The 22,052-nt window shown below is 48.2% G+C and carries 18 protein-coding genes and 1 tRNA gene; 13 read left to right on the forward strand and 6 right to left on the reverse strand.

Annotated elements, in window-relative coordinates:
• Positions 1 to 10 precede the first annotated feature (10 nt).
• A complete protein-coding gene (locus ACYVK4_RS08070; protein WP_461126982.1) occupies positions 11 to 1,177 on the reverse strand; it encodes a glycoside hydrolase family 43 protein in 1,167 nt (388 codons plus the stop codon).
• 615 nt (positions 1,178 to 1,792) lie between these two features.
• Between ACYVK4_RS08070 and ACYVK4_RS08075 the strand changes: the two genes are divergently transcribed.
• From ACYVK4_RS08075 to ACYVK4_RS08085, 3 genes are read left to right on the forward strand one after another with little or no spacing between them, the layout of a single operon-like run.
• Positions 1,793 to 2,707, forward strand: a complete 915-nt coding sequence (locus ACYVK4_RS08075; protein WP_461126983.1) for a sce7726 family protein — start codon at positions 1,793 to 1,795, stop codon at positions 2,705 to 2,707.
• Positions 2,682 to 3,620, forward strand: coding sequence for a sce7725 family protein (locus ACYVK4_RS08080; RefSeq protein ID WP_461126984.1), 939 nt, complete (start codon positions 2,682 to 2,684; stop codon positions 3,618 to 3,620). The genes ACYVK4_RS08075 and ACYVK4_RS08080 overlap by 26 nt, the downstream gene beginning before the upstream one ends.
• Positions 3,621 to 3,630: 10 nt before the next feature.
• A complete protein-coding gene (locus ACYVK4_RS08085) occupies positions 3,631 to 4,665 on the forward strand; it encodes an RES family NAD+ phosphorylase (protein ID WP_461126985.1) in 1,035 nt (344 codons plus the stop codon).
• Positions 4,666 to 4,752: 87 nt separating this feature from the next.
• Here ACYVK4_RS08085 and ACYVK4_RS08090 read toward each other — a convergent pair.
• The 3 genes from ACYVK4_RS08090 to ubiE form a co-directional block, all read right to left on the reverse strand.
• Positions 4,753 to 4,827, reverse strand: a tRNA-Val gene (locus ACYVK4_RS08090).
• A 134-nt stretch (positions 4,828 to 4,961) separates the two neighbouring features.
• Positions 4,962 to 5,672 carry a type IX secretion/gliding motility protein PorT/SprT gene (porT, locus tag ACYVK4_RS08095; protein WP_461127505.1) on the reverse strand — a complete coding sequence of 237 codons (711 nt, stop codon included), beginning with the start codon at positions 5,670 to 5,672 and terminating at the stop codon, positions 4,962 to 4,964.
• Positions 5,673 to 5,716: 44 nt separating this feature from the next.
• On the reverse strand, positions 5,717 to 6,451 hold the full coding sequence (gene ubiE / locus ACYVK4_RS08100) for a bifunctional demethylmenaquinone methyltransferase/2-methoxy-6-polyprenyl-1,4-benzoquinol methylase UbiE (RefSeq protein ID WP_461126986.1): 735 nt from the start codon (positions 6,449 to 6,451) through the stop codon (positions 5,717 to 5,719).
• A gap of 204 nt (positions 6,452 to 6,655) precedes the next feature.
• Here ubiE and ACYVK4_RS08105 point away from each other — a divergent pair, with 204 nt between their 5' ends.
• The 4 genes from ACYVK4_RS08105 (at position 6,656) to ACYVK4_RS08120 (ending at position 10,604) form a co-directional block, all read left to right on the forward strand.
• Entirely contained in the window at positions 6,656 to 7,861 is a 1,206-nt protein-coding gene (locus tag ACYVK4_RS08105) for a dipeptidase (RefSeq protein WP_461126987.1), read from the forward strand.
• Between the two features lie 120 nt (positions 7,862 to 7,981).
• Positions 7,982 to 8,410 carry an ABA4-like family protein gene (locus ACYVK4_RS08110; protein WP_461126988.1) on the forward strand — a complete coding sequence of 143 codons (429 nt, stop codon included), beginning with the start codon at positions 7,982 to 7,984 and terminating at the stop codon, positions 8,408 to 8,410.
• A gap of 23 nt (positions 8,411 to 8,433) precedes the next feature.
• Positions 8,434 to 9,210, forward strand: a complete 777-nt coding sequence (locus ACYVK4_RS08115) for a hypothetical protein (RefSeq protein ID WP_461126989.1) — start codon at positions 8,434 to 8,436, stop codon at positions 9,208 to 9,210.
• A gap of 86 nt (positions 9,211 to 9,296) precedes the next feature.
• Complete coding sequence (locus ACYVK4_RS08120; RefSeq protein WP_461126990.1) at positions 9,297 to 10,604, forward strand: Gfo/Idh/MocA family protein; 1,308 nt, start codon at positions 9,297 to 9,299, stop codon at positions 10,602 to 10,604.
• A gap of 86 nt (positions 10,605 to 10,690) precedes the next feature.
• Here the strand turns inward: ACYVK4_RS08120 and ACYVK4_RS08125 are convergent, their stop codons facing one another.
• Positions 10,691 to 14,038: a two-component regulator propeller domain-containing protein gene (locus ACYVK4_RS08125; protein ID WP_461126991.1), complete on the reverse strand. Its 3,348-nt coding sequence runs from the start codon at positions 14,036 to 14,038 to the stop codon at positions 10,691 to 10,693.
• A 566-nt stretch (positions 14,039 to 14,604) separates the two neighbouring features.
• Here ACYVK4_RS08125 and ACYVK4_RS08130 point away from each other — a divergent pair.
• On the forward strand, positions 14,605 to 16,554 hold the full coding sequence (locus ACYVK4_RS08130; RefSeq protein ID WP_461126992.1) for a hypothetical protein: 1,950 nt from the start codon (positions 14,605 to 14,607) through the stop codon (positions 16,552 to 16,554).
• Positions 16,555 to 16,662: 108 nt separating this feature from the next.
• On the opposite strand, the gene ACYVK4_RS08135 is transcribed toward ACYVK4_RS08130, so the two are convergent.
• Positions 16,663 to 17,709 (reverse strand): hypothetical protein, encoded by a 1,047-nt coding sequence (locus ACYVK4_RS08135; RefSeq protein ID WP_461126993.1) that lies wholly within the window; start codon positions 17,707 to 17,709, stop codon positions 16,663 to 16,665.
• Between the two features lie 439 nt (positions 17,710 to 18,148).
• On the opposite strand from ACYVK4_RS08135, the gene ACYVK4_RS08140 reads away from it, so the two are divergent.
• The 5 genes from ACYVK4_RS08140 (at position 18,149) to ACYVK4_RS08160 (ending at position 22,025) form a co-directional block, all read left to right on the forward strand.
• On the forward strand, positions 18,149 to 18,694 hold the full coding sequence (locus tag ACYVK4_RS08140; protein ID WP_461126994.1) for a GAF domain-containing protein: 546 nt from the start codon (positions 18,149 to 18,151) through the stop codon (positions 18,692 to 18,694).
• A gap of 190 nt (positions 18,695 to 18,884) precedes the next feature.
• Entirely contained in the window at positions 18,885 to 19,247 is a 363-nt protein-coding gene (locus ACYVK4_RS08145; RefSeq protein WP_461126995.1) for a response regulator, read from the forward strand.
• Positions 19,248 to 19,379: 132 nt separating this feature from the next.
• Positions 19,380 to 19,616 (forward strand): hypothetical protein, encoded by a 237-nt coding sequence (locus ACYVK4_RS08150; RefSeq protein ID WP_461126996.1) that lies wholly within the window; start codon positions 19,380 to 19,382, stop codon positions 19,614 to 19,616.
• 508 nt (positions 19,617 to 20,124) lie between these two features.
• Positions 20,125 to 21,327: a sensor histidine kinase gene (locus ACYVK4_RS08155; protein WP_461126997.1), complete on the forward strand. Its 1,203-nt coding sequence runs from the start codon at positions 20,125 to 20,127 to the stop codon at positions 21,325 to 21,327.
• On the forward strand, positions 21,327 to 22,025 hold the full coding sequence (locus tag ACYVK4_RS08160) for a LytR/AlgR family response regulator transcription factor (RefSeq protein ID WP_461126998.1): 699 nt from the start codon (positions 21,327 to 21,329) through the stop codon (positions 22,023 to 22,025). Before ACYVK4_RS08155 ends, ACYVK4_RS08160 begins: the two co-directional genes overlap by 1 nt.
• Positions 22,026 to 22,052 lie beyond the last annotated feature (27 nt).

The raw sequence follows: 22,052 nt of genomic DNA on the forward strand, positions 1-22,052 counted from the left end.
CTCAACGCCATCATTGACCGCTAACCGCCGTTTTTGCGCCGGATGGCCGCTTCTGGGTGGTGGTAGTAGGGCCCGAAATCGTGATGATCCCGTTTTTGACCTGCATACGGTCCAGGCACACAACCCGTTCGTCGCCGGTTTTCTCGGTTCTGGCGTGGTAGACGCAGAACATCTCTTTGCCATCGGGAGAATAGGTAATGCTGTTGTGCCCCGTACCCGTCACATCCCCTCCCCGATCGGTGTTCTTCTGCAATACCGGGTTGTTGGCGGCTTTTTTATACGGCCCTAACGGCGAGGTCGACGTAGCATACCCAATGGCATAATGCTGCCCACCGAAATTATTGGCCGAATACATCATGTAATAGATATTATCTTTTTTGAAGGTAACCGAGCCCTCCGTCCAACGGCGGTTTACTTCCCGGGCCGTCACTGACCGGCTTTCCCATTCAGCCTGCTTGTCGCTCAAACGAACGGGCGGGCGCAGCAGCAAAACCGGCTCACCAATAACGCCCGAAAAATCAGACTTGAGCTCGACGCCGTATACCCAGCTTTCTTCAATTTCCTTGAACCAGCCGTTTTTGCGGGCCAGATCAGCCACTTCACTGTCGACCGCATGTTTGTAGCAGCAACGCGAGTAATACAGATAGGCTTTGCCGTTGGTATCAAAAAACACGTTGGCGTCGATGACCGGATACCCCGGATCGAAAACGGGTTTAGTGGCGAGGTCGACAAAGGGACCGGTCGGCTTGTCGGCCACGGCTACCCCGATACGGAAGTTTTCCAGTTCCTTGGTGGGGTTCACCTTCCACTGGGCGCTGTAGAACAGGTAATACTTCCCTTTCACTTCATACACTTCAGGGGCCCAATAGGCACCGCCCCAGCTTGCTTTGGGGTCGCTCCAGCCATTTTTATTATCGTGAAAATACACCTGTCCTTCGGCCTTCCAGTTCACCAGGTCTTTAGACGAATAAGCCGAAAACCCCTTATCGGCTCCTCCGCCGGTGCCATACATGTAATAGGTATCCCCCGTATGCAGGATGTAAGGATCACCAAACTGGATAGGCAGGGGATTGGAAAACGTGGTTTTGGCCGTAGCCATGCGGGCTGTTGTCTGTGCCACAGCGGGACGCAAAAACAGGGAGACGCAAAGCGTGAAGAGGAGCAACGATTTTTTCATATAAACAAAGGTAAATAACGCCGGGCAACACCCACAAAAGTAGAGAAAGCTATTTGGTTAAACGGCCCATCTGAGTCTTTTACTATACCCGACTCAACGTTTCGGGGGTATAAAAAGCTTGCACAGCATCGCTTTAACGACGACTCCTCAGGCTATTGTGTAAGCGATATGGATTCTAAAAATACTTAGAATTTGCCAGCAGTGTGATCGAATAGACTGGTCCGTTTTTCAGCTTGACTATCTGGCGCAAACAGTTCCCGTTACTATTTCTAAGGTTTCGGATACAGGAGTTCTTTCACTTATATCAACAATCGGCAATTGAATGTCCACTTTACAAAATGAATACTCTTTAGATGGGTTTACTATATGCAGGCATTTTGACAAATTTGTTTATTCTCACGATAAGGTTATATCTTCCTCATAATGTGTATTCCTAAGGAATGCGTTTTTCAGCTATTGCTACCCCGTTTTAAATTAGTTTTCTTGATTATTTGTTTATTACACAATATGCCGACTTTCACGGTAAAATTGCACGTGGCATATAAGATATAGATTGCTTTTACATATGTTTGCGTGACTTAGCAAGTTAAGAAAGTCGTCGAAAGTTACCAAGAAGTGAATATTAGTCACAATACATTGCCATCAAGGTGCGCGTCAGACCTTTTCAGCTCTGCTGTCTTTAGAAAGGCAGTCAGAGAAAAAAACTATGACCTCTTTAGTATAAGAGCAAATAGATTGTTAGCATCTTGCCCAGATTCAAAAGTTAAGTCAACGGCCGATATAATAAAATACGCTTACCAAATCTTAAGAGATAGTTATCGAATAGAATATTTCTATAAAAATACAATTTTGAACGAGCTGTTAACTGATAAACGGTTTGTACAAGATTCATTAGTTATATTCAATGAATTTAAAATTCATAAATCTATAGCAGATGTTGTTTATATAAACGGCAAAAATCGTGTTTATGAGATAAAAACCGAGTTAGATAGCCCTGAAAGATTAGCGAATCAGATTTCAGATTACAAAAAGATGTTTTCAGAGGTAAACATAGTAACTCACATAACATTATTTGAAAAATACTCTCAAATCGTTAAAGATGACTCTGTAGGCATTTATGTTTTGCAGGAAAATCTTAAAATAGAGAATATAAAAAAGGCTAATTCAGATAACAACAAACTAGATTTAGAAGTCATTTTGAAAACATTAAAAAAATCTGAATTATTGTCTTTAATAATTAATATATCTGGTATCGAATTAAAAATACCTAATATGTCATTTTTTGATACTTGCCTAGATATTTTACATGATTATAATATATTAGACGTCCAAAAAGCTGTATTCGATTGTTTAAAATTAAGAGGAATAAAGGAAAGACAAATGCTTTTAAATAGTGAGACACCTAAAGAACTTAAATATGTTTGTCTATCATTAGGGTTCTCTAAAGATGAGTATAAAACACTTTATGATTTCCTAAACACACCTTCATCCAAATATAAAAATCATGTATTTTCCACTATTAAGGGCTAAACAATTTGAACTACTTGCATTAAGAGAAGTAGCGTCTTTGATTGCACACAAACCTATTTCGCCAGTAATTGAGCCTACTAAGGCAGATACAACCCAGCTTACGAAGGCTATTACTTCACTCATTAGTGCTCAGATAAATTTCTCATTAGTATTAAATTCTTGTATTACTAATTCAGGATGCTTAGGCAGTATATCTGATTTAATAAATTCTTTTTCAAATACTTATAAAAACTTTCAAATAGGGATAAATATCGATCACAAAACAGATTTCGACGAATTATGGAAATATCTTGAAGTAAATAATCTTCAAGATCACAACCTTGCTTTAATACATCTCAATAAACCCGACAATATGCAAAAGATGGAGGATTTTATAAAGCATTACAACGTTAAATATAACATCTTACATATAGAAAATGTTAAAATTAGATATAAAAGAAATTTTGATGCTGAATCCTGCATATCATTAAATGATTCATTTAATCAACAGCAGCGAAACGCTGATTATGTTAATATTCCAGATGAACCTTTCTCAGAAGAGTTTCTGTATTATAAAGATGAAGGCTTTAAAGGGTTCGCAGATTATCTTACTATTGGACAGGCTTTTTCAGAATCAGGTTTTACACCTTATGTCGTAGTAATTCATTTAACATATTTAAAATCAAAAGAAATAAGAATTGCACATTTCGCATCTACTACAAATAAAGATACCAATTCACCATTAGATTTACCTAAAAAATTTAAAGAAGCCTTAAGCCAACTTACTGCGTTCGTTGGCGCCCATGAAATTAATGAGACAAAAGCAATAGACGAATTCAAAAACTTGCAGTTGAGAGAGCACTTTCCGGGTTTGGGCAGTGTCAAGAAGCTCTCTATTATGAATCATCTAGAGCTTGTAAGCAACTTGCTGTAAACTAAGAGCTATGTGGTGTTGTGCTAATTGTTTTGGTGATCAGATAATTAAAATATATATTAATACTAATGCTACAAACTTAGGAGATTGTAATTACTGTGGTACGAAAAAGACAGCAATTATACAGTGTTTAGAACTTTATGACCAACTTGTTCCACTTGTTGGTATTTATAAAAAGTGCGAAGACGTTAATGAAAAAACATTAAGTAAAGAATATTTATGGAATGTCATCAAGAAGGACTGGCCTTCTTTCTTTAATATTGAAGATGCAAAAATAGAGCAATTACTAAAAACAACTTTATTTGATTATAATGACATTCTATCGAATTATGTGGAACCATCATATCAAAATGACGAAATACAAGAATTAAGATGGCAAGATTTTATAAAGGAAATTAAGAATATTAATCGATTTTTCATCACCAATTTAATTGATACTAAGCTATTAGAAGAACTATTGGGCTTTCATGCGAAACCTTATTTTAAGGGCAAGTATTTTTACAGATCGAGAATTTCACCAAGCCATAAGTTTACTTGTGATGAAATGGGAAAACCACCTTATGAATATGCTACAGCTGGAAGAGCAAACCCCAAAGGGATTTCCTATCTTTATGTTTCTGACAATGAGTCTACAACATTGTATGAAACTCGTGCATCATTATTAGACTATGTGACGATTGGGAAATTTAAACTTGAAGAAGATTTGAATGTTGTCAACTTAAAAGATGGAGATAGCATAAGTCCCATCTTGCTTGAAGATTCGATTGGAAAATATATGAGTTACAGAAATTATTTGCTTAGACTTGGGCAAGAACTCTCCAAACCGATTAGAAAACAGGATAGTGAATTAGATTATCTTCCTACTCAATATTTATGTGAACTTATTAAATCATTAGGCTTTGATGGTGTTGAATACAAAAGCTCTTTAAATCCTACAGGATTCAATCTTGCAATCTTTAACGATCAGAAATTTAAGTGCATCTCCACTAAGTTAATTGAGGTTAAATCTATTAATTACGAGATGAATGAAATAACTGATCTGTGAGATACTTAATCGCATTATCTTGCAATTGAAACTTTTTTAAGCAAAAACCCCTCAGAAATCATTTCTGAGGGGTTTTTGCTTTTCTTGTGGGAGTTGACGGGTTCGAACCGCCGACCCTCTGCTTGTAAGGCAGATGCTCTGAACCAGCTGAGCTAAACTCCCTTTTCTCTCTTTTTTCCCTTGCGATTGTCGTCGTTTGGGAGTGCAAATATAAGAGGGTAAAACGCCCTTTTGCAAGCCTGAGGGCAAAAAAAATGTAATTATTTTTTAATTGCCTGATAAACAACGGCCTTTCTCTATTCAAAATTTAAATAAAGTGTGATGGAGTGCGTCGTGAGTTTGTTGATCCCCACACTCGCAGCATTGGTACCCGGGCGGTAGAGGTTCACCAGACCGTGAGAGAACCGAATTTCGGGGGCAAACTTGAAATACTCGAAAAACTGCTCGAACCCAACCCCGTACTCGACGGCAAAATCCATCGTCCCCGTGCTAAGCTTGCTCGCCCCCTGGATCTCCTTCCGGCGCACGTTACTCTCGACACTAAAGGTGCCCCCTGCCAACAGATACATGCGGCTGTTGTTGCGTCGTTCGGATTTGTATTTGAGCAGCAGCGGAAAATCAACCCAGGTCGATTCGCGGGTTTCTGTCTTGGAGGTGCCGCCGGGGTAATCGTACTGAACCTCGCGGCTGAACAGCGATACCGAGGGCGTTAGCCGTAAGTCGAAGCGGTCGTTCAGAAAGGCGTTGACCACAAATCCAACCCGGAACGCCGGTTTGTTGGGCGAGTAGATCCGGTAAGCTGAATCGGCGGTCAGGAATTCAGGGCTGTGCGTCACACTGAAACGCGTGACGGGGACGGCAAAGAAAAAGCCGTAGTGAATCGCCTTGTCGTCGTACCGTTCCAGGTGCTTCCGCACATACTTGTAGTTGGACTGCGCCTGTGCTGTGGCAGGCACCAGGCCGATAAGCAGCAGCACAAAGCCAACCTGCACCGAAATCCGGGCCATGCGGTTCAGAAGGGTATGGGTAGCATGAGCCGGGCGTGTAGTAACTACGCCTTGTGGCCGATGTAAATTGACGCAACGCCGAAGGTGAGCGGTATCCATTTGGTATTTTTGAATCCGGCCGCTTCGTAGATCCGCAGAAAGTCGGGACCATCGGGAAACGCCTGTACCGATTCGGGTAGGTAGGTGTAGGCCGACGAGTCTTTGCTTACTACGCGCCCGATGAGCGGCAGAATGGTACTGGAATAAAAACCGTAAAGCTGTTTAAACGGAAACTGGCGCGGATTCGAGAACTCCAGCACGACGCACACACCACCGGGGCGGGTAACGCGGTGCATGTCGGTCAGGCCTTTTTGCAGGTTCTCGAAGTTGCGCACACCAAAAGCAACGATGACAGCATCGAAATCATTGTCTGGCAGGGGCAATCCTTCTGAATCACCCGAGCGCATTTCGATGATCTGATCGACACCGCGCTTCTTCATTTTTTCGCGCCCTACCGATAGCATCCCTTCCGAAATGTCCATGCCCACGATTTTTTCGGGCTTCAGGGCCAGAGCCTCCAGGGCAAAATCGCCGGTGCCGGTGGCAATGTCGAGGATGCGTTTGGGCGGTTTGGCCGACGCTTTCCGGAGTTCGCGGATAGCCCGTTTACGCCACAGGATGTCGATACCACCGCTGAGCACGTGGTTCAGCAAGTCATACTTCGGCGAAATACTATCGAACATCTCGGCGACCTGCTCGCGCTTGGAGGTGTCTTTATCTTTGTAAGGAACGACGGACATTAGTGAAAAGCGAAAAAGCGAAAGAGCGAAAGAGTAAAAGAGTGAATGACAGGCGTCTTTTGTTCGCTCTTTCACTCTTTCACTCTTTCACTCTTTTTATGCAAAGGTAGTGCCATAACAGCACGTTTCAGCCGAAAGTTTGATATTCCACTGGCAATGTGTAGTTTCGAAAGAATGTCATTTTTTGCTACAACCTGAATTCCTATGCTCCCGCTTATTCTGTCTTCCTGGCTTACCCTCAGCCCCTTTATACTCGCTCACACCGGCGGAGACGATCCCATTGCCAAAAAAGCCCATAAAGTTCATCAGCGCGTACTCACCCTCGATACCCATGCCGATGCGCCGATCATGATGCAGAAGCCCGGTTTCGATGTGGGTTCGTCGCACGATACCAAACGGGATGGATCGCAGATCGACTTTCCGCGAATGAAGAAAGGGAGTATGGACGCTATGTTTTTTGCGGTCTACACCTCGCAGGGGCCCCGCACCGACGAAGGCCACGCCGAAGCCAAACGCAATGCCCTGAACCAGTTCGAGCTGATTCATCAGGCCCTGAAAAAATACCCCAATCTGGCTGAGCTGGCCACCACCCCCGCCGATGCCTACCGGATCAAGAAAGCCGGGAAGCGGGCCGTATTCATCGGGATGGAAAATGGCTACCCGGTCGGGAAAGATCTGTCGATGCTCAAGACCTATTACGACCTGGGCTGCCGCTACATGACCCTGACGCACTTCGCCAATAACCTCATCGGCGATTCATCGACCGATCCCGACGGCCCGATCTACGGCGGTCTGAGTGATTTCGGCAAACAAGTCGTGCCGGAAATGAATCGACTGGGTATCCTGATCGACGTGTCGCACGTAGCCGACAGCACCTTCTACGACGCCCTGGCTCTATCCAAAGCGCCCGTTATTGCCTCGCACTCCAACTGCCGGGCTATCTGCGACTTTCCGCGCAACATGACCGACGACATGATCAAGGCCATTGCCGCCAAAGGGGGCGTGGTGCAGGTCAATTTCGTAAGCGATTACCTGAAAAAGCCCTCCGATGCCAACCGGGCGGCCAAAACCAAGATCCGCATGGCGCGGGTGGGTAAAGTCGTGACCCCGGAAATGGAAGCCCGGATGACGGCCATGAGCGATTCGGTATCCAAAGTGTACGCGTCCGAGCGGGCGAGCCTGTCGGACATTGTCGATCACATCGACCACATCGTGAAACTTGTGGGCATCGACCACGTGGGCATCGGTTCGGATTTCGACGGAGGTGGGGGCGTTAACGGCCTCGAAGACGTCAGCGAAATCGAAAACCTGACCGTTGAACTCGTCCGCCGTAACTATTCCGAAGCCGACATCGCCAAAATCTGGGGCGGCAATTTGCTGCGGGTACTGGGTCAGGCGAAAGTAAAGTAGTGCCGTACTGTATAACGGGGTGGTACTCCGTTATAGCCGCGTAGCGGCTAATTATAGACGAATAGTCAGCCTGACGGTTTCAAGGGAGTACCACTCCGTTGTACAGTACCACCAGAAACCATGACACCAGAAGCCGTTTTCAGTCTCGCCAGTACCCTTGTTTTGCCGCAGTGGCTGCTTATGATCGTTGCGCCACGCTGGGTGGCGACCAAATGGCTGATGCAGTCGTATCTGATTCCGGTTTGTCTGGCCGGTATCTACGTCACCTATCTGTTTGGCGGAGGCCCGGTCGATTTCGGGGCTTTCGGAACGCTGGCGGGTGTCAAAGGGCTTTTCTCGAAAGGCGGGGATGGCGTCATGCTGGCGGGTTGGGTGCACTATCTGGCTTTCGATCTGGTAGCCGGAACGGTCGTGGTGCGGGATGCGCAGGAGAAGGCCATTCCACATTGGCTGATCGTGCTGCCGCTGTTTTTCTGTTTCATGCTGGGGCCGGTTGGTTTACTCCTGTACTGGCTCATCCGTACCATCCGCACCCGAAAATTAATCTGACAAACGAATCAACACCTGCCGCCATGACCACTTTATTTACCTCCCTTCACGAACGAAATACCATTCTCTACCAACTGGGCTGGGTGTGTGTAGTCGGGACACTCGTTTGCGCCCTGCTGGCCTATAGCAGCGGAACGCAGGTACTGGGCATCAACGCCTATGTAAAACCGATGAAGTTTCTGGCTTCGACCGTTATCCTCTGCTGGACAATGGCTTTGTATCTGGCCGAATTACCCCAGAAGGGCAGTGTGAAGGCCTATTCCTGGATGCTGGTAGTTGTCTTCGCTATCGAACTGGGTATTATTATCTGGCAGGCCGGCCGGGGTAAACTGTCGCATTTCAATATTTCGTCCCCAACCGATGGGCTGCTGTTCGGCCTGATGGGAATCGCCATTGCCGTGTTCACCACCTGGACTGCCTACATCGGTTTTCTCTTTTTTCAGCTTAGCCCGACCACGATCAACCCGGTGTATTTGTGGGGAATCCGGCTGGGTATTGTCCTCTTCGTTGTCTTCGCCTTTCAGGGGTTTATGATGGCGGGGCGGCTGGCGCATACCGTAGGAGCACCCGATGGCGGGGCGGGTTTGCCTATACTGAACTGGAGCACCCGCTTCGGTGATCTGCGCGTGGCCCATTTCTTTGGTATGCATGCCCTGCAGCTGATTCCCCTGTTCAGCTATTACGTGGCGCGTAAACCCAGTCATGTTTTTATCTTCTCTGCCATTTACTGTGTACTGGTTACGGGGATGCTGGTACAGGCGCTGGCGGGCAAACCCCTGCTGGCCGATACAGGCCATTGATGGTAAAAAAAGAACCGGTTGCCCTTTGATAAGATAGAGATTGATAAAACCGGTCTCAACATCAAAAAGTCAACTCGTTCTACCTGATGAACCGTACCGATTTTCTGAAGACCTCCGCGCTGGCCGGAGCCACGCTCATCACGGACCCTGCTCAGGTTCGTGCCTTTATTACGCCGAAAGCTGCCCAAAAGTACCGTACCGCCGTGGTCGGCGCTGGCTGGTGGGGCGGCAATATTCTGCGCTGTGCGGTGCAGGCGGGTGAATCAAAAATTGTGGCCCTCTGCGATGTCGACACGCGCCAGTTGAAGAAAACCAGCGATGAGCTCAGTAAGCTAACATCCGATCAGCCAAAATTGTATCGCGATTACCGCGAGATGATCGCGACGGAGAAACCCGAGATCGTCATTGTAGCCACCCCCGACCACTGGCACCCGCTCGTGGCCATCGAAGCCATGAAAGCCGGGGCGCACGTGTATGTCGAAAAACCCATCAGCCATACCATCAACGAAGGAAAGGCCATGGTAAAAGCGGCCCGGCAAGCGGGGCGCATCTGTCAGGTGGGTATGCACCGGCGCGTATCGCCCCATAACGTGTCGGGCATGGAGTTTTTGCGGTCGGGAAAGCTGGGCAAGATTGGCATGGCGCGGGCTTTCGTGCATTATTCCGGTGGGGCGGGTCAACTGACGCCCAATGCCGAAGTGCCTAAAGAAATGGACTGGAACATGTGGTGCGGACCGGCACCCCTCCGGGACTTCAACCCGACCATGCACCCCCGCGGCTGGCGGAATTACCTGAACTACGCCAACGGCACCCTCGGCGACTGGGGCATTCACTGGCTCGACCAAATCTTGTGGATCACCGAACAACACCATCCGCGCAAGGTGTTCTCGACCGGCGGGCGGGCCATTAAACAGGACAGCACCGATGCCCCCGACCACCAGGTAGCAACGTACGAATTTGAGGACTTTACGGCCGTTTGGGAACACCGGACATTTGGCGGAAACAAAGCCGAGAAAACGCATCCTCAACAGGCAGTAGGCGTGTATTTCTACGGTACGGAAGGCACCTTCCACATGGGCTGGCTCGACGGCTGGACCTTTTACCCGTCGGACTCAAAAAAGGAGGTCATTCATCAGGACTCAAAGCTGGATAAACCCGATGATCAGAATATCGCGCTGCTCTGGGCTGATTTTCTGAACAGTATAAAGACCAATAAACTGCCCGTTTGCGACATTGAAATCGGTCATCGCTCCACCAACATGGCCTTGCTGGGTATGTTGTCCATGAAGCTCGGCCGGAGTGTGGAATGGGATGGCAAGCAAATCCCCAACGACCCCGAAGCCAACAAGCTCCTGAGCCGCGCCTACCGGGGCGAGTGGAAATATCCTGTTTAGTGGTAAATTTTGTAAAGGGTCTGGGCTTTAAATAAACGCCATATCTCAGAGATATGGCGTTTATTTAAAGCCCAGACCCTTTACCGTCAAGCCTCTATTTTCTCCTTACTAGTCATAGCAGGTAGCTGAATAACAAACTCGGCCCCCTCCCCTTCCTGACTCTCTACCCGCAATGACCCGCTGTGCCCTTTGGTGATAATATCGTAACTCAGCGATAACCCCAGTCCGGTACCCTCTCCCGGAGGCTTGGTGGTAAAAAAGGGCTGAAAGATCTTCTGCTGCACCGTTGGGGGCATACCAATACCATTGTCGCGCACCCGAATCTCAACAACGGAGCCCAACTGATGGGTACTGACAATAAGGCTGGGCTGATAGCCAGTCCCCGCGGCCATCTTCTGCTTTTTATGAACAGCATAAAACGCATTGTTGAACACATTCAACAGGGCACGCCCGATCTCCTGTGGTATCAGGGCCACCTTGTCAATAGCGGGGTCAAACTGGGTGACCAGTTCGCAGGTGAACTCCTTGTCTTTGGTTCGCTGCCCGTGGAAAGCAAAGCGCAGGTATTCTTCAACCAGCGCGTTCAGGTTCGTTGCCTGTACATTTCCCGTTGAGGTTCGGGCATGATCGAGCATACCTCTTACAATGTTACTGGCTCGTTTGCCGTGGTGTAGAATTTTACCCAGATTGGCCTGAATATCGTTGACCAGTTCAGTTTCCAGATCCGGGTCGCGCTCGGGTTTCTGCTGTTCCTGCGATAGTTCATCCACGATTTCGACACTGATCTCCGAGAAGTTGTTCACGAAATTGAGCGGGTTCTGAATTTCATGGGCAATACCAGCGGTCAATTCACCCAAGGAGGCCATCTTCTCTTTCTGGATCAGCTGATTCTGCGCTGTTTTTAATTCTGTAAGCGTTTGCTCCAGATTGTCGCGCTGGGTTTCAATTTCTGCTTTCTGCTGTTGTACCTCCTGCGTGCGTTCGGCCACTTTTGTTTCCAGCAGATGATTTTCCTTTTCGAGCGCCCGCGAACGGTAATTGATAAACGCCCGGATAGCCGCCAGGAACAACGCCAGATAGAGCAGGTACGCCCACCACGTTTGCCACCACGGACGAGCGATCACGATCGTTAAAGAAGTCCCCTGGGTATTCCAGACGCCGTCATCATTCGAGGCTTTCACCCGGAAGACGTAAGTGCCCGGCGACAGTTCGGTGTAGTTGGCAAACCGGCGGAAACCGCTGTCAACCCAGTCATCGTCAATTCCCTCCAGCTTGTAGGCGTACCGATTTTTTTCGGGCGAGTGGTAATTGAGCGCTACAAAATCGAACGCCAACGAGTTTTCGTTGTGCTGGAGATCGAGTCGATTGCTATCCAGCAGCCGGTTCTTGCCCCCTATTTTCAGGCCCGTAATATACACGGGCGGTATTACGGCGTTGTCCCTCACACTATCGGGATTAAAGACAACAAACCCATTGATACTGCCGAACAGAAGGGTTTCGTTGCTTCGGCTCACGCTGGATTTGTTAAATTCAATAGCAGGCAGCCCATCGGTAGCGTCGTAGTTTCGGAATTTTCGGGTTGCGGGATTGAAGCGGGAAATACCATTCTGGGTGCTTATCCATATATCGCCGTTTTTGTCCTCAATAATTCCGGAAACCGAACTGGTGATAAACCCCTCCCGGCTGGTAAAAGCAGTGAATTTATTGGTTGCGGGATCAAAAATATTCAGCCCTCCCCGTTCGGTACCCACCCAAATACGGTTGTGGCTGTCTTCAAAAACGGCCGTTACATCTCGATCGGTCAGTTCACCGGCTTTCCAGGGAATACCCGGCCGGTAGAACATCTGGGCCTTCGTTTGGGGATTGAACCGGTGCAGGGCTCCCTGCTGCGCCACCCACAGATTCCCGTCGCGGCTGGCCAGCAGGTCGGTGATGAAGTTAAAACCGCCACTAACGGCCGTATCCTGATACACATACCGGCCGGTAGCCGGATCAAACGAAGCGATCCCTTTCTTGCCCCCAATCCATAGCTGACCGTCGGAGCCTTCAACAATATGCTGGGCCGGAATTTTAGACGGATATCGGGTTGCCAGGCCTGTGGCCGGATCAATCCGGTTTACACCTTCCAGCGTGCCGACCCAGAGTCGTTGCTGTCGGTCTTCGAAAACAGTCCATACATGATTGCTCAGCAGCGCGTGCGGATCGGTTGGAATGGCCGACTGATGGTCCAGCAAACCCTGGCGCGGATCAAACCGATAAAGTCCTTTTACGTTATTGCCCAGCCAGATAAGGCCGGTATGATCCTGGAGGATCGTGTTGATACTGTTGTCGACCAGCCGCACCGAAGGCATGGCCGGTTTGATCTGATACGAAAAAAACTTCTTGGTGGTATTCGTCACTTTGTTGACCCCATTATCTGTTCCGATCCAGAGGTTACCGTTCCGGTCCTCAAAGAGGGAGAGAATATTATTGCTGGACAGCGGGTTGGGGCTGAACCGATCTACCTCGTAGGTGATCACCTGACGCGTGGCGGGGTTTATTCGCTGGAGGCCCTCGTCGGTTGCCAGCCACACATCGCCGGCATAGCTGACGATACCGTTGAGGGCGATATTGTTCTTGATCAACCCATCCGGATTATAAGCAACGGCCACGGGCAGGGGCGCCCGGGTATCTACCTGATACAACCCCGATCCCCGCGCCCCCAGTTTAAACAGAGCCTCCCCATTGGTGCCTACCCACAATAATCCGGTCGAATCCATGTACAGAGCCGACACCAACGGCTGACTGGGTTGCGGCTGGCTGGTCAGCGCAACGGCTGAGTAGCGCCCCGTTTTACGGTCGAAGGTGTACAACCCCATTTTGGTACCTACCCAAAGGCGCCCCAACCGATCTTCGACCATGCAGAAAACGACTTCGTTGGGCGCGGGCAGTGGATAGACCCGCATCTTTTTGGTATTGACATCGAACCGCACCAACCCCACCTGATTGCCGATCCACAACACGGATTCCGACTCTTCATGAATGGAGTAAAAGATGTTCATGTACAAACTGTCCGGCGATGTGCTGACCCGGTAGGGCGTTAGTCCCTGCGTTCGTTTGTTGAACTGGTACAGGCCATCGCCCAGCGTCGATACCCATAACCGCCCTTTTCGGTCCTCGTGAATATCCCATATGGCATCGTTATGAAGCGTGTTCCCGGCCCGTTGCCCGTCGGCCCGGAAGACCGTCATTGTGTAGCCATTAAACTTATTCAATCCGGCCGTTGTGCCAAACCACATAAACCCTTCTTTATCCTGCCCGATCGACATAACGCTGTTATAGGATAAACCCTGATTGGTGGTGATGGCATCGAAGGATAGCTTATCATGTTGCGACAGACCTACCGAACAAACATAAAAAAAGAGCAGTATAGTAAGAGGTCCCCTTGAACGCATAACGGCCGTGTGAAAAGAAAATCGTAGTTGAAGTTGTCCAAAAAGAATCGAATATCAGGCTTTTACTATAGACCTACCAAAGTCTACATGTTTAATATATAAAATACAGAAGCAAATAATTACTCATTTTTCCAAAAAGCATACAGGTAACCGTTTGAAAAAAATATAATTATTCCACACATCAAAAATGGTCTGATTAACAGGGACTTCCTGCAGTGTTGTGACACGTAACCGGTCTACCTGTCAACTAACTGAATAGTAAAGCTTTTTAACCTGAATTAGGCTACTGCAATAAATCCCTCCTTAAAATTAATCCTAATACATATCTATTCTTTTGTTGATGCTGCTCATTATTCATCATATACAATCAGGTTACTTTTGACATATTCTTTTGCTTCTCAACGGCTTGTCAAACTTATATAAAGGATACCGCAGTGTGTGAGTAACCGGACGGCCAGCCGTTGCGGTCCCTCGTGACCGACCATAGGAGAATTTCTCTTCCAATCAGCGAGAGCGCTCATATTCAGGCAAATCGGATTTATACTACCGTAACTACCACAACCACCATGAATAGTACTCCGGTCCTCGCGCCCGTAGAGCAGTCCCCTATTGCCATGTACCATCGTACCTGGTTCAGGCTGACAATAATCGGTTTAATTACGTTGCTTTCTTTTGATAAATGGACGATGTTCCAGACACCTTCGCCCGATTGTATTGATGGGTCCTGGACTATTGGACTCAGTCTGGCCAGAATCCTTCACCTGCGCTTTGGAACCGATCTTGTGTTTACGTATGGGCCGCTGGGCTTCCTTTACACGCGTTTACCGATTGCCACACAACGGTGGGAAATAGTTGCCTTTGATGTATGGATGCTCCTACAGTCGGGTTTTGTGATCTGGGTCGTACTAAAGAACCGTTTCACAGCCGTCAACCTAGCGGGTACACTGGTCATTGTTCTCTTTTTGCATAACGCCGATGGTATGGAGATGCCTTTCGTATTGTTCTTTTTTTCCCAGTTTGTTCTTTGCTACCATCTCGAAACGGCCCATAGAGACCACCCTAAAACTGGGTTAGTGCTGTATGCCGGTGCCATAAGCCTGTTTGCCTTTTATGCCAAAGCCAGTGTCGGATTAGTTATCGTTGCCCTCTATATACTCTATGTTATATACTGGGTAGTTACTCGTCGTCAGCGTTTACGGTGGTCGGTGGTTATGCTGGGAGCCTTCCTGACTGCACTCATTGGCACGGCCCGGTATTTGAACACTGACCTGATTCCTTATGTGCTCACCAACATTCAGATCATCCATTCCTATAATGATGTGATGGTGTTGGCTCCCAACGACATGAGCGTTATCTATCGGTTGATAGCCGCCGTTGTCAGTCTCGGCGTCTATGGCCTGCTGCTCTTGTTCTGGGTGGTTAAACGATGGATAAAAAAAGCGCCCATGCTCGATACCCTGTTCATCATCATGCAGGCAACGCTGATGCTGTTCATCCTGTTCAAGGAGGGGTTTGTGCGGGCAGAAGATGCCCATACCCAGCTTTTTTTCAAGTATGCTCCCCTTCCCCTGATCCTCTTAATTGTTTTTGCCCAACCAGCCTGGTTCCGAAACGCCATACGGATACCACTGGCCCTGATCGTCGGCTTCTGGGTGCTTGCCAGGCCTTTTTCGTTTGCGCTTCATCAACCGGCTCAACTCGCGATGTATGTATCGGGTATGACCAAACCCAGCGATTTTGGCATGGCATCTTCGCAACGGTTGCTCCCCCAACGCTGGCAGGAATTGATTCGCCCGGCCAGTGTGGATGTGCTCCCCGACGCTATCGGATTACTATATACCAATCACTTAACGGAGGCTTACCGACCACGGCCAATATTCCAGTCGTATCAGGTCACCAATCGCTATCTGGATAATATAAACGCAACTTTTTACCGCTCTGGCAAAAGGCCGACCTATCTCATTTATACACATTCAGCCACCAATGAGCGGTATGCCTTTGCCGATGAGGTTTGTACGAAGATAGCGATGATGAAGCAGTATGCCGTGGCCGATCAGCAACAGGACTGGGTACTTTTACAAAGCCGGACAGTGCCGCTAAACATGGATACGACGGGGGTCACCACCCAAACGGGTCGGGTGGGTGTATCTATTTCAATAACTCCTACTCCCGGCGTTCAGTTGGTTCAGATTAAAGTACATCATACGTGGTTAGGCAAGCTGTCACGACTATTGGTTCAACCCCCGTCGATAAAACTGGAAATGGATCTCGAAGATGGCACACAGAAAATACATCGTATTGGCACAACACTGCTTGAAAACGGCCTGATTTGTAACCGGTATGTAAAAAACAATGCCGAGTTTGTTCAGTATATGCAATCGATGGGGCGCAACGGTCAGACAGTTCGCTCCCTACGACTCGTGGTATCCAGGTACTGGGCCTGGGGATTTGACCCGTCCTTTGATGTGGTCTTTACCAACCTGAAGGTATCTCTGTCAGGTAAGCCAGGCGTTTGATGACTGGCACCTTTCGCTAGTAGCTAACCTGTAGGCGTTCTGATTAGCAACCAATGAGACGCTTTTCTTTCGTTCGGGCTTTTTTGTCGAGCCTGGTCCCAAACTCAATTAATTCTCAGCGGGCCTGCCGGTCAAGCTCACAATCGTTTGCAGATAGTCATGAAACGCACTGGCAAATTCCCGGCAGTACGCATAATGACTAAACTGAAAGGCTTCGCGCAATCCGGTATGCGCCAGAAACTCGATTTCGCCGTACTGCACAATGGGTCTCGATGCCCCTCCTCCGAATGATTTACCGAGGCTGCCATTTGCAAACGCCTGACCAACCACCTGACTATCGCTGGGCACGTCCCCCCCTTCGGTAAAACAAGTTGCCGAAAAGCGAAAGGATAACTCATTATAGCCGATAACGGTAAACGGTCCCTGACCGCCGGCAGCAATCAGGAAACCGGGGTAGAAATATAAATCGCTCTGATCAGCATTAGCGAAATAGAACGCCTGCTGATCAAACTTTATAATCGGTAAGCTTTTGTAGCCAATCTGCACGTCCCGTCGCTGAACACTGTCCGCATCCGACGAGCTGGCTTTGGCGTTATTTTCCTGAGCAACTCCCTTAACACTCCATATTTTCTCGGCCCTGGTGAGGTTTCGGTAAGCCTTGACCAGGCGGTCGTATTTGGACTTGAGCGGGCCATCAAATTCGACTTTCAACTGGATAGCCGAATTTGCCAATTGCTCCTCTAGTGTATTCAGTGTTCGTTCCTGCGTTTGCACAGCTTCCTGAAGGTGGACAGCAGTGCTCTTTTTGAGCAGAGCAATCAGGAAGATTTGACTCAACGTCAATTTTCTTTTCGAGACGCGCAGGGCATCGTTTACCTTGCGGATACGTTCCACCAGTTCCTGCCGTTGCGTATCGATAGTAAAAATCAACTCTTTAATGCCCTGAATATCCTGCCTGTGTACATTGTGGGTTTCAGGGGTTGGACCTTTTTTCGCAGCTTGCTGAGCTGGCCCATTCGACTGGGCAGCAGGTTGAGACGCCTTACTCCCTTCAGTATCTGAAAAAGATAAAGACGCAGGAATACCTTCAAAAAAGGAGGTACCTGTATTCGAGATATTGATACCTGCCCTTCTTACCTCGATGGGTATACTCATGTCCTTATTGAAGTTAAATTGACCCTCTGCTATTGCATTACCATTTTTCAAGAACTGCCAGGCCATAGAGCTATATCAGACTAGTGGTGTGAAAGAGCAAGTAGACTAAAATATACAGCTTAATGAAATGAATTTACTATAAGGTACATACATCAGGACATAATGGTTAATCCTTATAATATACTGGCTACTAATACTTAACACTATTTGTCCTTTTTTTCAGTATTTATATATATCAAATAAATAAACATATAAATATTTTTATAATTGATAGGCATATAGCCGAACAGTGGCCTGTAGACAATAAGTCAAGGATTTATGTTTTAGCTGGGCGGTATTTGTCGTACGTTTTCAACCTCAACAGCCCATATTGTCGAGGCCAGTCGGATTAATGAGTACACGCCTAAAACCGCAAGGGTACTTCATCGGTTAAGCAGGCATGATACCTTTACCTGCTTTGGCCAAAACCATCAAAGAGATTATTGCCGCAGGCTCCTCTCCCACCGATACGCTGACCCAGGTTGTGCAGTGCGTGGGTATGACCCTGCAAGCCGACCGATGCTTCCTCTATGTCAGACAGCCTCACCTGAAGCGCGGCCGAACGGCTTTTTGCTGGCGAAAAAACGAAGATATTCCCCTCAAAAATACGATACAGCCCCACTGGCAACCCGATACCGATGAGCTGCCCGCCGAAGACCCGCTGATTCGGGCAGGACTGGCGATGCAACCCTCGGTTTATGTCGATGATGTGGATACCGCAGGCCCTGAGGTGCTGAACCGGCAGTTTGAGCAGGAAACGTTTGGCCACCGGGCACTGATTCATGCCCACATTCAGCGGGACAATGAACTGTGGGGAATTTTACAGCCCTGTATGTTTGGCCATCCACGACACTGGACCGACGAAGAAAAAACGCAGATTGAGGCTATCCTGCCGATTTTGCAACCAGTGATAGCCGCTTATGTGGCAGTACCCGATGTTGATTAACCTATCAACCCTAAACTACTAATCAACAACTAGTTAACAAATTTCCATTTATGTGATAAGCCATTTTCAAATACTTACTAAATAGCAAATGCAGTTCACAGAATAGAAAATCTATAGTTGTAATGATTCGTTCGTTTATATTCGAATAAAATAAACCTAATCAGTACTCTCCTGTAGTACCTGTGCGTTGATGGACCAGATAATGATTGTTGAGGATAGCTCATCTGTGAGCCAGGTCCTTTCGCTTAGTCTTGCTGACCAGTACCAGCTCCGTCTCTATGCCAATGGGCAGGAGGCTATTGAGGCCCTCCAGCAGGGGGATGCACCCGACATGCTCATTACCGATCTGACCATGCCGGAGGTCGATGGCTTTGAACTAATCACCTATGTCCGCAAGCGGCATTCGTTTCCGGACATACCCATCCTGGTCCTTTCAGCGACCGGAGATACAGACACCCGCATCCGTTGCCTGGAACTGGGAGCCGATCAATACCTGACGAAACCCTTCAATCCCAAGGAAATTCGCGCTTATGTGAAAACCCTGTTGCGCTAGCCGAAAACGCAGCCATACCCCTGACTATCAGGCCTGGCTCACAGGGGCTGGTTATAACGTGCGTGAGGACAATTAGCGCTTCGGGTGGTTCCGATTTCTTTATACCGTACTCAAAACACGATTGACATTGACGTGGAAAAGCTGGAGCAGTTGTCCTTCACCGATTTAATGGCTGTTAGAGCCTATTATATGGAAAAGCTATCCGACAAAAAAGCCATAAGCAAGTCGGAGATTAAAGAAAATACCCTTCAGAATATAGCCCTTATCGAGCAGAGTATCGACAAGAAGTTTGTGGACCTCATTACCACGGATGCCCCCGTTGACGGATCGATAACCTACACCGTACCCATTCGTTCAACTACCCTGTAAGCCATTGTCTGCTTAACGCATCGTATTACCCTCCGGTATTACAGAAAAGCGTAGCGTCCGAATAGTAGGTCCTTGGGTGCAGCCGTACAGGCAGGTAAGTAGAAAAGACAATCAGCTTTCGGCCTATAAACTCATGGTCAGCCCCCTGAAATTATACAGGTAATTGACACATATGTATGTAATATTCACCAATCGGTACTTACGATTTTACGAACCGGTCTGGTTGTATATATTGCCAACATTACTTTGCAAGCCATCCTTCGTGATGGCCTGTAGAGTGGTGTGGATAGAATCGAAACGCTGGGCCTTTTAGGCTCAGTGTTTTTTTTAGGCCATCGGAAGTGTCACAAACGGTGGATATGACAGCCAATGGCGAGGAGCCCTCCGCCAAGGGGTAAACCCGAGCCGTCGACAGCCGCCTTTACCCCCGTTATTGACCCATTGACCACAATTATATACAGACACCAGACAGATCGTATACTTTTGCAGTCGTTGTCAAAAGAACCGAATGGCCATCTGGTTAAGAGCCCATAGTACACGTATATTGATCGGAATGGCGCTGGCCATTCTTCCGCTGGTCTATTGCCTCTACGCGGGCGTGAGCTGGTCTCCGCTGCGCCCTCATGAGCATCTTGTTCAAAATGGACTGGCTTATCTTTTCCTGGTGCTGTTTTCCTATTTGAACCATACCCTGTTTGTTCCCCGCTGGTTTCTGGCAAAACGGTACCGACACTACACAATCGTAGCGGTTAGCTGCATCCTGGCTGCGGTCTATTTTCCGTACCGGATCGAGCAGTGGGTTTATTTCAAGCTACCTTCCGAAAACACGCCACTGGCCTGGGCCCGCCAATTGTTTGTGGAGGAAATGATGCTGGACAAGCCCTCACATCCATCGTTTCAATCCCGTACCAGTCATCACGACCCCGGAGTCCACCCATTCGATAACCGGCAAACGCCCTACGGAGCAGACGGCAACTCGGGTCCTCCCTTCGGACACGGCCCGGACGGGCACCACCCGCCGTTTACCCTGCTGCTTCCGGTGAAGCTGGCCATTTTTTTTCTGCTCGGTAGCGTTAGTACGCTTATTTCCATTTCTTTCCAGACGGCCAGTCGACTCCATCAGATTGAGAATGACCAGTTGCAGGCCGAACTTCGTCAACTCAAGGCCCAGATTCAGCCGCATTTTCTGTTCAACACCCTCAACAGCATCTATGCACTGGCCATTCGTCAGGATGAACAGACGGCCGATACGATCGTAAAGCTCTCGGAGTTCATGCGCTACATCATTCGCGATGCGCACCGGGACAAAGTGGCGCTGGGAAAAGAACTCAGCTATATCAAAAATTACATCGACCTTCAGAAGGCCCGGCTGCGCGATACGGTTCAGCTCGACTACCAGCTGGAAGGCAACGAACACCAACTGGAAATTGCCCCGTTGCTGTTGTTTTCGTTCATTGAAAACGCCTTCAAATACGGCGTGAGCCCGGATGAAGCCTCACCAATCGACATCCATTTACGGATAGAGGACGCGAATCTGAGCCTCTACGTGGCCAATAAAAAGGTACGGATCAGTTCGTTCGAACATTCGACGGGGGTCGGACTGACAAACGCCAGCGAACGGTTACGACTCCTGTATCCGGATGCGCACCAGTTAACCATCGACAACAGCGAAACCGATTTTCGTGTTCATCTACAGCTTACCCTATCCTGATGAAAGCCATTGCACTCGACGACGAACGCCCGGCCCTGGACGTGATTGAAGCCTTCTGCGGACGAATCGACTTTGTCGACCTGGTCAAAAGCTTTACCCGTACCGGAGAAGCCCGACTGTATCTGGAAGCGAATCCCGTTGATCTGATCTTTCTGGATATCAACATGCCCAGGGAATCGGGACTGGACTTTTTTAAATCCATAACCCAGCAAACCCTCGTTATTTTCACAACGGCTTATAGTGAATATGCGCTGGAGAGCTACGAGGTAGAGGCTGTCGATTACCTGCTGAAACCCTACACCTTCGAGCGGTTCACGAAAGCCCTGCAACGGGCCCAGAGTCGGTGGCGGTCCCGTCAGCAAGCGACTCATTCGGGCCATGAGGACCCCAAACAACTCTTTTTCAGGGCCGATTATGGTCTGGTGAAGGTTACGGTTGCCGATATTGTCTTTATTGAAGGGCTGGACAACTACCTGAAGATTCACATGCGGGACACCCCGCCTATCGTCCTGCGGCTTACCCTGAAGGCCATGCTGGACGAGTTACCGGCCGGGAAGTTCGTTCGCGTTCACCGATCGTTCATAGTTGCCGTTGAAAAGATCCAGTCTATCCGCAGCAAAATGATCTTGATCGGAGACGAAGAAATCCCCATTGGCAGCAGCTACGAAAAGGAATTTTTCAGCCTTTTCATGAAGTAAGTCCGTTCCTGAAAACTACCCTTTTCT

The sequence above is a fragment of the Spirosoma aerophilum genome (assembly GCF_054782495.1).